Annotated in this window: 9 protein-coding genes; 6 read left to right on the top strand and 3 right to left on the bottom strand. The window is 49.0% G+C overall.

What is annotated here, in order from left to right:
- Window positions 1-32 precede the first annotated feature (32 nt).
- Complete coding sequence (gene nhaC / locus HV314_RS06465; RefSeq protein ID WP_181547618.1) at window positions 33-1,493, bottom strand: Na+/H+ antiporter NhaC; 1,461 nt, start codon at window positions 1,491-1,493, stop codon at window positions 33-35.
- 193 nt (window positions 1,494-1,686) lie between these two features.
- The gene (melR, locus tag HV314_RS06470) at window positions 1,687-2,625 is read right to left on the bottom strand and encodes a transcriptional regulator MelR (RefSeq protein ID WP_016154104.1); all 939 of its coding nucleotides are present in this window, start codon (window positions 2,623-2,625) and stop codon (window positions 1,687-1,689) included.
- A gap of 309 nt (window positions 2,626-2,934) precedes the next feature.
- On the opposite strand from melR, the gene HV314_RS06475 reads away from it, so the two are divergent.
- A complete protein-coding gene (locus tag HV314_RS06475; RefSeq protein ID WP_094762066.1) occupies window positions 2,935-3,435 on the top strand; it encodes an anti-virulence regulator CigR family protein in 501 nt (166 codons plus the stop codon).
- Between the two features lie 79 nt (window positions 3,436-3,514).
- On the opposite strand, the gene HV314_RS06480 is transcribed toward HV314_RS06475, so the two are convergent.
- The gene (locus tag HV314_RS06480; protein WP_181547620.1) at window positions 3,515-5,263 is read right to left on the bottom strand and encodes a sigma-54 interaction domain-containing protein; all 1,749 of its coding nucleotides are present in this window, start codon (window positions 5,261-5,263) and stop codon (window positions 3,515-3,517) included.
- A gap of 376 nt (window positions 5,264-5,639) precedes the next feature.
- On the opposite strand from HV314_RS06480, the gene dpaL reads away from it, so the two are divergent.
- The 5 genes from dpaL to evgA all read left to right on the top strand — a co-directional run bounded on the left by dpaL (window position 5,640) and on the right by evgA (window position 12,184).
- Entirely contained in the window at window positions 5,640-6,854 is a 1,215-nt protein-coding gene (dpaL, locus tag HV314_RS06485) for a diaminopropionate ammonia-lyase (RefSeq protein WP_425594250.1), read from the top strand.
- A gap of 36 nt (window positions 6,855-6,890) precedes the next feature.
- Entirely contained in the window at window positions 6,891-8,075 is a 1,185-nt protein-coding gene (locus tag HV314_RS06490; RefSeq protein ID WP_047499508.1) for a YgeY family selenium metabolism-linked hydrolase, read from the top strand.
- A gap of 67 nt (window positions 8,076-8,142) precedes the next feature.
- Window positions 8,143-9,735: an N-acyl-D-amino-acid deacylase family protein gene (locus tag HV314_RS06495; RefSeq protein WP_080859110.1), complete on the top strand. Its 1,593-nt coding sequence runs from the start codon at window positions 8,143-8,145 to the stop codon at window positions 9,733-9,735.
- A gap of 78 nt (window positions 9,736-9,813) precedes the next feature.
- On the top strand, window positions 9,814-11,100 hold the full coding sequence (locus HV314_RS06500; protein ID WP_016157257.1) for an MFS transporter: 1,287 nt from the start codon (window positions 9,814-9,816) through the stop codon (window positions 11,098-11,100).
- Between the two features lie 469 nt (window positions 11,101-11,569).
- Complete coding sequence (gene evgA, locus HV314_RS06505; protein WP_016157256.1) at window positions 11,570-12,184, top strand: acid-sensing system DNA-binding response regulator EvgA; 615 nt, start codon at window positions 11,570-11,572, stop codon at window positions 12,182-12,184.
- Window position 12,185 lies beyond the last annotated feature (1 nt).

The raw sequence follows: 12,185 nt of genomic DNA on the forward strand, positions 1-12,185 counted from the left end.
TGGTGGTAGCCAATATTTAGCTATTTATTAGCCTATGATTTTTGCTCAACCATATGCTCTGTAGCTTCATTTGGTTCATATTTAGCAATACCAATACCGGTGGCCGCCCACAGCAGGGCAAAGATGATGCCGCTGTAGCAGAGGATTGCCCATGGCAAATAATCAAGCGTCGCCACGCCCAGCATCGTGGCGCAATAAACGCCTGAGGCAGACCAGGGGATAATCGGTTCGACAACGGTTCCCGCATCTTCGGTAGTACGCGAGAGGTTCTTTGTCGCAAGCCCTCGTTTTTTATATTCTTCTTTAAAGGCATCGCCGCACAGCAGCAGTGGCAAGGTTCCATTTGCCGTACAGGCACAGATGGTGAACGTCGTCACAATCGTGGTGGCCACCAGGCGGAATGTGGATTTAACGCCTTTCGTGAGCGCGTTTATCACGGTGTGCAAAGAGCCTGTCGCACTCATTGCGCCGGCAAAGCTGAAGGCGCTGAAGACGGTGACGAAGCTGCTAAACATTGAAATGGCGCCGCCTCGTTCCAGTAAGCGCGAAACATCTGATGATAGTGTTGGCTGGTTATCTCCGGTGAGCATCGCGAGCTTAAAACCGCTAACCACGGATTCGCCAACCGATGATGCGGTAAATTGCTGAAAGGCTAATGCCAGAATCATCGAGACTATTGTGGATAAAAAGAGCATCGGGATTGGCGGTCTTTTTGACAGTGAGCCATACAAAACGATGATCGGTGGCAACAGTAGAAGAATGTTAAAGTGATAAATCTGGCCGATAGCGTTCATCAAGTTGGTGATATTGGCTGGCGCGCTGGATGAGGCATCAATGCCCATGCCCATATAGCTGTATACGACGCAGCAGATAATAAATCCCGGGCCGGTGGTCCACAGCAGATGGCCGATATGCGAGTACAGGTTTACACCGGCAGCCAGCGCCGCCATGTTGGTTGAGTCAGAAACCGGAGAAAGCTTATCACCAAACCAGCAGCCGGAGACAATAGCGCCAGCAGCAATGGGCAGCGAAACATTCAGACCAATCGCTACGCCAATCATGGCGATCCCGACGGTTCCGATGGATCCCCAGGAGGTGCCGGTACAGACTGAGATCAGCGCTCCCAGCATAAATGCTGAAATATAGAAATACTGCGGGTTAATCCACTTCAGACCATAATAAATCATCATTGGAATAGTGCCTGACACCATCCATGCGCCAATTAAGAAACCGATACTGGCGACGATTAATATGACAGGAAGCGCTTCAGATATTTTATTGCAAATAGATTGTAGAATGTCATCCCACGTGTAGCCGTGAGTGATGGCGATAAACGAGGCGGTTGCGGTTCCCACGAGGATCATGGGTTCAGCACGAATATTGAAGATAAAATATCCGATGCTAATGCCACCCAGCATGACTATCATGGGTAAAACTGACCAAAAGAAAGACAATGGCTTTCTGTTGTTGGCGGTGCAGCTATTTAATTCCATAATTCCATCCCAATCGATAATGGTTGAACACGTCAAATAAATACCTGCTACAGGTCACCCATAACTGAGTAACATAGTTGCCAGAGTTCATGGCTGAACCCTATTTTATTAACTGCTGCAGATTATCTATTTTGACCTGCTATTCTGATGCTTATATTTTGGTTGTAAGGTAAGAGTGAGTTTGACGAATAAATTACCCCTCGGCATAAGGTGAATGATTTCGGCGCTGTTGGCTCAGTTTGCGATACTGCTGCGGCGGCATGCCGACGTATTTATGAAATGAGCTATAAAAACGGCTGCTGGATCGGAAACCTGCAATTGTAGCGATATCCAGAATTGTTTTATCCGTATCGCTAAGCAAAGCCCGCACATGGTTGATGCGCATTGCGGTAATATACTGTTTCATTGTTAGTTGCATCACGCGATGAAAAATGCCCATCGCATAATTTGGGTTGAGCTTAACGTGTTCGGCAATAGCATCGACCGTAAGCTGTTTGTCGCAGTTTGCGGCAATAAACTCCAGCATCTGGCTGACGTAAAACTGTGAATGCCGTGAAATACTGTTTTTCTGGGTGCGCGATGTTTTGTTACCCAGCACTGGCCGCCAGCCAGCGAGGCTAAATCGCTTGAGCATCAGGGCAATCTCATCAATGGCTAATTGACGAATTTGCTCATTGTCGCTGTTGAGTTCACTCTGCCAGCGCTGTACTTCAAAAGCACTCAACTGCTGCGAGGCAAGCGACGTAATCACCATCCCATGCGTCACGTGGTTGATCAGTTCCCTGTCCAGCGGCCAGGACAAAAACAGATGCATCGGTAAGTTGAAGATGGCCATCTGTTTACAGTGCCCGGCATCCGTCAGCTGATGGGGGGTGCAGGCCCAGAACAGCGTGATAAAGCCCTGTTTGCTTTTCACCACTTCGTCATTGAAAAGGTACTCCACATCGCCATCAAACGGCACATTCACTTCAACCTGACCGTGCCAGTGGCTGTAGGTCATGGCCAGCGGAGCCCGCAGCTCGACGTCCATCCGCTGATACTCTGAGTAGAGCGCCAGCGGACTTCGCGACTTTTTTTCATAGCTGCGACACATATGTGGGTCGAGCGGCAGCTGCGGGGTACTTTTTGCCATTATGGGTGGGTTCCTGAATAGTGAATCTGACCATGGGTAGCGCCAAAGCATGAACATAGCTTAACCGAAAAAAAACGCCGTTTTCTCTCCATTTTCGCGAAGTTATTCCCAAAAACTCAGATCCTGTGCCTGTCGCTTGCCGATCTGAGTTAACGGGAATGGCGGTTTTTAATTTAAAAAACGGTCAATCAAAGCTGCTCACTTTGCAAAACGACAGCGTTTTTCTGCCAATAAATCGGATTCATAGCGATAGCCAATATTCACGCAATACCATACATTTTGTATGTATCCATATCTTAAGGAATCATCATGTCCAGGCTCCGTACTTTAGCAACGGCTTTAGTTGCCGTTGCCGCGATGTCGATGTGCGCTATCCCCGTTTCGGCTAACCCCGGTAATGGCAACGGAAATGGTAATAGCGGCAACCATGGTAATAGTGGGAATAAGGGTAATAGCAGTCATAGCCAGAAAGGAAATCCAGGCTCAAAAAACAACTCGCAATCGGAACAGCGTAAAAATTATGGCAAGCCGGACCATGTTGATAGTGATATTAGCTATAACGTGGCCAGGCAGTATGCCGTCAGATATGGTTTGACGGGATATAAGTCACTGCCTCCGGGCATCGCCAAAAATCTGGCGCGAGGAAAACCACTTCCTCCGGGGATCGCTAAGAAAAGTGTCCCATCCTCGATGCTGAATCAACTGCCGTATTACCCGGGTTATGAATGGCAGGTTGTTGGCGACAATCTGGTGTTGATTGCACTGAGCACGGCAATTGTCACCGCGGTTATCAATGGTGTGTTTGATTAAGTATCCCTGTACTTAATTTGCTCTGTTATACCCACCACAAGCCCGCGCTACGCGGGCTTAATTGTTAAAAAAATAGGGCTCACAAACCATACAGTTTTATTTTTCGATAGAGCGTGGCAATACTGACTCCCAGTTCTGATGCAGCCTGTTTTTTGCCCTCCACGCTTGAACCAAATCGCTGAATGGCATTTTCGATAGCGTCCCTTTCCGCTTGTTTTCCTTGGATCGCCAGCTGTCGGGGTTGTGCGGTCATCGTGGTTTTCCTGCTGTCAGCCGGGGAGAGTAAATAAGGGGGCAGATGGCTGGCGTTGATCCCAGCGGCTTCTCCGCGCATCACAAAAATGTATTCGATGACGTTGCGTAATTCGCGAATGTTCCCCGGCCAGTGCCAGGCATAAAGGCGATTAATAACGTCATCGGGCAGTTTTTGCGGTGAACGCTGGTAACTGACCGAAAACTCATCGGCAAAGTATTGTGCGAGGACGGCGATATCAGCCCTGCGTTCACGCAGGGAAGGAAGCACCAGAGGGACGACATTCAGGCGATAGAAAAGGTCTTCGCGAAACTGATTATTCTCCACCATCGCGCTAATATTTTTGTTGGTCGCGGCAATAATGCGCACATCAATATTAATGATGTTATTAGAACCCACGCGGGTGATCGCTTTTTCCTGCAACACCCTGAGCAGCTTGGCCTGCAGGTGCAGCGGCATATCGCCGATCTCATCCAGAAACAGGCTGCCGCCGTTGGCCAGTTCAAATTTCCCCATTCGTCCTTTGGGATCTGCACCGCTAAATGCACCGCGTACATAGCCAAACAGTTCGCTTTCCAGTAGTTGCTCGGGGATTGCCGCGCAGTTGATTGTCACGAAAGGGGCGGCTTTACGGGGGCTGTTTTGGTGAATGGCAAATGCCACGACCTCTTTACCCGAGCCGCTTTCCCCGGTGATGAGCACGCTGGCGTAGCTGTTGGCAATTTTGCTAATGGTGCTTCTGAGTTGCTCCATTGAGGAAGAGTGACCAATCAGCCGCACCTGCGTGTCAGACTCGTAAGGGGATGGAGTAAGGTTACTCAGGTAGTCGTGCGCATCACGAAAGATGACCATCGTTAAGCGATCGTTATCCAGCGAGGAGAGCGAAATTTGTTTGCACAGTACATGGTGTTTCTGGCCTTCAAGCGTCAGCCATGCTTCTTCATCGCCATACAAACTGTCCCCGGTTGTTTCAATGGTCAGCGGTAATCCCTGAACTTCGCGGTTGAGAATGCGATCGGCTGAATGATTGGCATGCCAGATAAGACCATTGCCATCAATTGCTACAACGCCGCGGTCCATGGCATCGATCAGACGCCGAAATGCGCCGAGGGTTTCCTGCGCGCGTAAACGCTCCAGACATTCAAAGACCTTACTGGAGATCATCACCGCGATTTGCTCAATAAAAGTGACAAATTTATCAATCTGGCTCAATAACGCGTCACGCTGCGCCTGGGTTGAGCAAATAATTCCGATCACGCCAATCACTCGATTGTTGAGAAAAATTGGTGCGTTCAAATCCAGCATTTCAGAACAGTAGTGGTGTTTTTCACATAACTGACACAGCGGATGTTCGCCGGGGTTTTTGATAAGAACCGTTTCTCGGACCTGCAAAACGTGGTGGTAGATGTAGCCATTTTTTGCCACGTTTTCATTGAGCATATGTCGGTATTTACCGGTGCCAGCGATGCGCATTAAGGATTCATCGATGATTTCAACATCCGTTCCGGTTATGCCAGAAATAGCGTCGGCATAATTGCAGATATCATCCTGAATATTGCTGAGTACTGAAATCATGGTACATCTCCGGCAGCGAGTGGCATTTCTCAAGGGAGATGATAAATATGCGAAGCAATGCAAAAATGATTTGCGAAAAATCAATCTACTGCTCTGTTTTTGGATGTTTTTTTTATTTTATCTTCCGCGATCACACTATTTATCAATTGTGAGAATTTATCAAACGAGGCGATAAACTAACGCTGTGGTATTTTTCAGTGCCCATCTCGTTTTCTTTTTAATTATTTGAAAATAAAGACTTTATTAAAATATTTATAAGGTTTTACTCGATTAATAAAAAACTGGTAAGCATTTTGCTCTATTTGCAATACCGATAGCGTAACTATCTCTGTATACGTCTATTACAGGGAGTGAAATACCAGAACAATGAGGTTTTATGATGCAGGAAAACTTATCATTTTTTATCAACCAGACGCCGTTTACCGAACATCCAAACGCGCCGCTGGCACCGTTTAGTCGCCAGGAACTGGTAAAAGCGTTGAATTTTCATCGGTCTATTCCGGGTTATGCGCCGACGCCGTTATATACGCTGCCGGCTCTTGCACAAAAGCTGGGTGTTAAAAATATCTATCTCAAGGATGAGTCTCAGCGTTTTGGCCTGAAAGCCTTCAAAGCGTTAGGCGGCTCCTATGCGATGGCGTGCCATATCGCGGAATTAATCGGCAAGGATATCAGTGAACTGCCGTTTGACGTGATGACCAGCGAAGAGGTACGCCGCGATCTCCAAACCGTCACGTTTGCCACCACCACCGATGGCAACCACGGTCGCGGTGTGGCGTGGATGGCGCGCCAACTGAAGCAAAACGCCGTGGTTTATATGCCGAAGGGCTCTTCGCAGCAGCGTTTGACCTCCATCCGTAATGAAGGCGCTACCGCTGAAATCGTCGATATGAACTATGACGATGCGGTTCGCATGACCGCGGAACAAGCACAAAAGCATGGCTGGATTGTGGTGCAGGATACCGCCTGGGAAGGGTATGAAAAAATCCCGCAGTGGATTATGCAGGGCTACGGCACGCTGATGCTGGAGGCGATAGACCAGCTGCATCAGGTTGCGCCGACGCATATTTTTGTTCAGGCAGGCGTTGGCTCGTTTGCCGGAATGGTGCAGGGAATGGTGACGGCAGCCTGGGGTGCACACCGCCCGAAAGTGATCGTCGCTGAAGCGTTAATTGCCGATTGTCTTTACCGCTCTGCCCGTTCTAAAGAGGGGGATGCAATTGCGGTGGGCGGCGATTTGCAAACCGTGATGGCTGGTCTCGCCTGCGGTGAGGCGAACAGCATCGGCTGGAAACTGCTACGTGATTATGCCAACGCATTTGCCTCCTGCCCTGATGAAGTCGCAGCGCTGGGCATGCGCATGCTGGGTAATCCGTTGGCGGGCGATCCGCAGATCGTATCCGGTGAGTCCGGCGCGGTCACTTCCGGTCTGCTGGCGCTGCTGATGACCTCACCTGAACTGGCGCAAACGCGTGAACAACTGGGGCTGGATGCGCATTCCCGCGTGCTGTTGGTCAGTACCGAAGGCGACACCGACCCACAACAATATCTGGATATTGTCTGGGGCGGTCAGTACCCGGGCATCAAATAACACATTTCCTGATTGAGAGAAATAACGGAGAAACCCATGTTATCTGCAAAACGTATTGATGAAGTCATTAAAAACTGTCAGGCGCTGATCCAACAAAAAAGTTATTCCGGTCAGGAAGGGGAAGTGGTTAATGCCATAAAAAAAATGATGCAGCATTACCAGTTCGATGACATCCACGTTGATAAGTACGGCAACATTGTGGGCGGCATTGTCGGCAATCAGCCGGGGAAAACGCTGGTTCTCGATGGACATATCGATACCGTGCCGGTCAACGAAGAGAAGTGGAGCCGCAACCCGTACGGCGGCGATATCGACGATGGCAAAATTTATGGTCGCGGTACAACCGATATGAAAGGTGCCGTGGCGGCGATGATTTCCGCCGTGGGTTTTTTCGGCCAGGACAATCAGCGTAATTTTGCCGGCAAAATCTACGTTGCCTGCATCGTGCATGAGGAGTGCTTTGAAGGTATTGCTGCCCGGCTGGTCAGCGAGCGCTATAAGCCGGACTACGTGATCATCGGTGAAGCTTCCGAGTTAAACCTGAAAATTGGTCAGCGTGGCCGCGCTGAAATTGTGGTCGAAACGTTTGGTAAACCCGCGCACTCCGCCAACCCGCAGGCAGGCATTAACGCGGTGTACAAAATGGCGCAATTGATCGACAAAATTCGCACAATCACTCCGCCCACGCACCCGGTACTGGGGCCTGGCATTCTGGAGCTTACCGACATTAAATCTTCGCCATACCCGGGAGCTTCGGTAGTGCCGGATTATTGTCGCGCAACCTACGATCGTCGTTTGCTGGTGGGTGAAACCAAAGAAAGTGTTATTGCCCCACTGGAAAATGCGCTTGCGGAACTTACCGCACAGGATCCGCAGTTTAAGGCCCGTGTCTCCTACGCGGTAGGTCAGGAGTCTTGCTATACCGGTGCCACGATTGAGGGCGAGCGCTTCTTCCCGGGCTGGGTGTATGACGAGTCTGACGAATTCGTGCAGGCCGCTCTGGCTGGCGTTCGCGAGGCCGGGTTTAATCCAACCATCACACAGTACTCATTTTGCACCAACGGCAGCCACTATGCGGGCGAAGCGGGAATTAAAACTATCGGCTTCGGACCTTCACGCGAAAACCTGGCCCACACCATCGATGAATATATCGAGATTGATCAGTTAACCGGCTCGGCCAGCGGCTATTACAGCATCATTCAGACACTCTATCGCCAATAAAAAGAAAGATAACAACCTCTTACCTTACAAGTGGTGTCGTGAAGCGATACCGCTATGGAGAATAACGATGAAAACCATTTTCAAAAACGGAAATGTAATCGATGGGACGGGCAGCAAAGGCAGAATTGCCGATGTGATGGTTGACGAAGGACGCATTGTCGCAATCGGTCAAATTGACGTTGGCGTTAATGAACAGGTTATTGACGCAACGGGAAAAATTATTTGTCCTGGTTTTATTGATACCCATACGCACTCTGACCTGTCGGCCATTATTAACCCCGCGCTGTCGGCAAAAATTCGTCAGGGTATTACCACCGAGCTGTTAGGGCAGGATGGTGTCGCCCTGGCGCCGTTGCCTGAAGAATATATTCCGGCCTGGCGTAAAAATATCGCCGGACTGGATGGCGATACCGACAAAATAGACTGGAAATATAAAAACACAGACGGCTACCTCAATCTGCTGGCATCGCGTCATCCGGCGACAAACCTCGCGTATTTAGTTCCGCATGGCAACGTACGCATGGAAGCCATGGGCCTGGATGGGCGCCCCTCTACTCGTGAGGATGTGGCGAAGATGTGCGAAATCCTTGAGCGGGAGTTACAAGCAGGGGCGTTTGGTCTTTCCACTGGGCTCATCTACATGCCTTGCGCCTTTGGCGATACCGCCGAAATGATTGAACTGTGCAAAGTGACGGCGAAATATGACGGGATCTTTGTGGTGCATCAGCGCAGTGAAGCGGACGATATTATCAACTCAACGCAGGAACTGATTGATATCGCCACCGCCACTGGCGTCTGGCTGCATATTTCACATATGAAGGTTTGCGGTAAGAAAAACTGGGGGCTGATTGACCAGATGCTGGGCATGTTGGAACAGGCGCAGGAAGAGGGGATTCGTATCTCTTTCGACCAGTATCCGTATGTGGCGGGCAGCACGATGCTCGGCGTGATCCTGCCGCCGTGGGTCCACTCCGGTGGCACTGACAAATTACTTGAGCGGCTGGCCTCGCCTGAACTGCGCGCCAAAATGATCGACGATATTCAGCAGGGCATTCCTGGCTGGGATAACTTTATCGATTTTGCCGGGCTGGACCAGATTTTTGTCACCAGCGTAAAAACGACAAAAAACCAGGATGCCGTCGGTCTGAACCTCGTTCAGTTGGGCGAGCTACGCGGAAAAGATCCGTACAACGCCACCTTCGATCTGCTGTTTGAAGAAGAAAACGCCGTTGGGATGGTCGACTTTTACGGTACTGAAGAGCATGTGATTAAGTTCCTTTGCCGTCCTGAGCAAAACGTCTGTACCGACGGTTTAATGGGGGCTGGCAAACCGCACCCGCGCGTGTTTGGCGCATTCCCTCGTGTGCTCGGTAAATATGTGCGTGAAGAGGGATGTCTGAGCTGGGAAGCGGCAATCCGTAAGATGACTGGCAAACCCGCTGAGGTATTAGGCCTGCAGGATCGTGGGCTGCTGAAAGTGGGTTATGCGGCGGATATTGTGATGTTCGATCCTAACACCATTGCCGATAAGGGCACTTTTGTTGAACCCAATCAATATCCGGAAGGGATTGAAATTGTCATGGTTAATGGGCGCATTGCCTTAATCAATGGCACTGAAAGTTATGCCTGTAGCGGTACGGTTATTAGAAAACAATATTAATAAATAACGCTAAACACGCATTGATTTATCGCGACCATTTATGGCCGCGGTAGATCACTACACCTTAAGGACATCACAATGAACCTACAAACGTCTTTACCTTCAGGTAAACCAAAGACCTGGAAAGCAAGGTATACCGTCCTGACATTGATCTGGCTGGCGTGGCTGCTCTCTTTTCTCGACAGAATGGTGATGAGCGTTTCTCTCCCTTATATCGGCAAAGATTTAAATCTGGATACGACCCAACAAGGGTTAATTATTAGCGCTTTTTTTATTGGTTATGCCGCGTTTCAAATTCCCGGCGGTTTACTGGCGGATAAGTTTGGTTCGCGCAAAATCATGGCCATCGGTATTGCCTGGTGGTCTGTTTTCACCAGCTTAACCGGTGCCGTGTTGACGCTGCCGCTAATGCTGGCCGTTCGCTTCTTCTTTGGTGTTGGTGAAGGTTGTTTCCCGTCGGCTTCCTGGAAGATGATATCAACCTATTTCCCGTCGAAAGAACGTGGCCGCGCCACGGCGATTCAGTCAACGGTAAACACCTTAGGCCCGGCGCTGGCGGTAGTGGTAGCCGCAAGTATAATCGGGGCCTTTGGCTGGCACATGGTCTTTATCGTGCTAGGTATTCCGGGTCTGTTTATCGCGGCGGGGATCTACTTTTTTACCCGCGACAATCCGAAAGATCACCCCGCAATTACGCAGCAGGATCTGGCGGAACTGGCTGCTGACGAGCAGGGAAGCCTGCAAAACACCAGCGGCATCGCGTTTAAAGACGTCCTCAAAATGCCGGTGCTCTGGCAAATGGCGAGTATCTGGTTTTTGTTTGATATCACCTTCTGGGGCTTTTCAACCTGGCTGCCAAGCTACCTGATCACCGTTCGTGAGTTTTCTCTGGCAAAAACCGGCGTCATGGCGGCCATTCCCTTCCTGTTTGGCGCAGGCGGAACGTTGTTAGGCGGCTATTGCTCAGATAAATTTAAACCCCAGCGTAAAACGTTGTATGTCGTGACCTCCGTTATTGCCGCGGGTTTCCTGTACCTGACCTTCAGCGTGAGCAGTGCAGATATGGCGGTGGTTTATCAGTGTATTTCAGCCCTGTTCATGTTCTTCGCCATGGCGACATTCTGGGGCATTCTGATGGACACCATTCCCAGCAACATCATGGGGCGGGCATCCGGGATCGTTAACTTTGGCGGTCAGATGGCGGGAGTCGTTTCTGCACCTATCATCGGCTGGCTGATTCAAAGCAGTGGTGGAAGTTATAACAGCGCCTTTATCTTTATGATTGCCGCGCTGTTATGTTCTGCCGTCGTTACGCTGACCGTGAAAAGCTCCCATGCTATTGGGGCGTTGCCCAGTAAAGCCTGATTCATGACTGACTCCTGTGGCTCTGTTGTTTCCTGAGCCACAGGGCGTTTTACTATCAAATCAGCAGGTTTATTATCTTTTTCTCCAGATTTGACCTGGTATAAAAATGATTCTTAGATAGCTATTCTGCATATACACCTTTGCCGTTGTGATGAAAACTCCCCCTGGTTATATGACCCCGGCCATTAAGAATGAATCATAATAAATGAGGGATTTATCCTACGCATGTAGGAATATTCCTTTTGGTTGTGTTAATGGTTTGATATTTAGATAGGCTCAAGGTTTAAAATTTGTAAAATACAGTGTTGCATTTATGCCTTATTCTTCGTTTTTATAAAAAACTAATAAATATACGTGTGAATGTGTTAGGATTTACCTGATAACGCCTTATTTTTATAAATTATAATGCTTAAGGCTCACCTGCTCGATAGCCATCGCCTCTCTTTATTTATCGGGATTCTTATACGCAATGAACGCGATAATCGTTGATGATCACCCATTAGCTCGCATAGCCATCCGCAACTTACTCGATACTAATGGTATTACCGTAACCACCGAGCTCGACAGCGGAGAGCATGTGGTCCAAACCGTTGAGAAAACTAAGCCGGAGTTACTGATTATTGATGTGGATATTCCGGGCATCAGCGGCATCGAAGTGCTGGAGCAACTGCGAAAGCGGCACTATGCTGGTGTAATCATTATCATTTCAGCCAAAAATGAATTTTTTTACGGCAAACGTAGCGCCGAATACGGTGCCAACGGATTTGTGAGTAAAAAAGAGGGTATGAATAATATTCTTGCCGCAATCGAAGCTGCAAAAAATGGGTATAGCTATTTTCCCTTTTCCCTTGAGCATTTTACTGGCTCATCTGTCAGCGAACAGGATAAGCTTGATACGTTGTCGACCCAGGAAATGAGAGTGTTGCGTTATATTCTTAACGGTATGGATTACAGCACTATTGCCAGCAAAATGAACATCAGTAATAAAACGGTAAGCACCTATAAAAGCCGTTTGATGGAGAAATTAGATTGCTCGTCATTAATGGAAATTTATGATTATGCGCAAAGAAATAAAATAGGATAGA

The organism is Citrobacter sp. RHBSTW-00887 (assembly GCF_013728095.1).
Classification (GTDB): domain Bacteria; phylum Pseudomonadota; class Gammaproteobacteria; order Enterobacterales; family Enterobacteriaceae; genus Citrobacter; species Citrobacter braakii.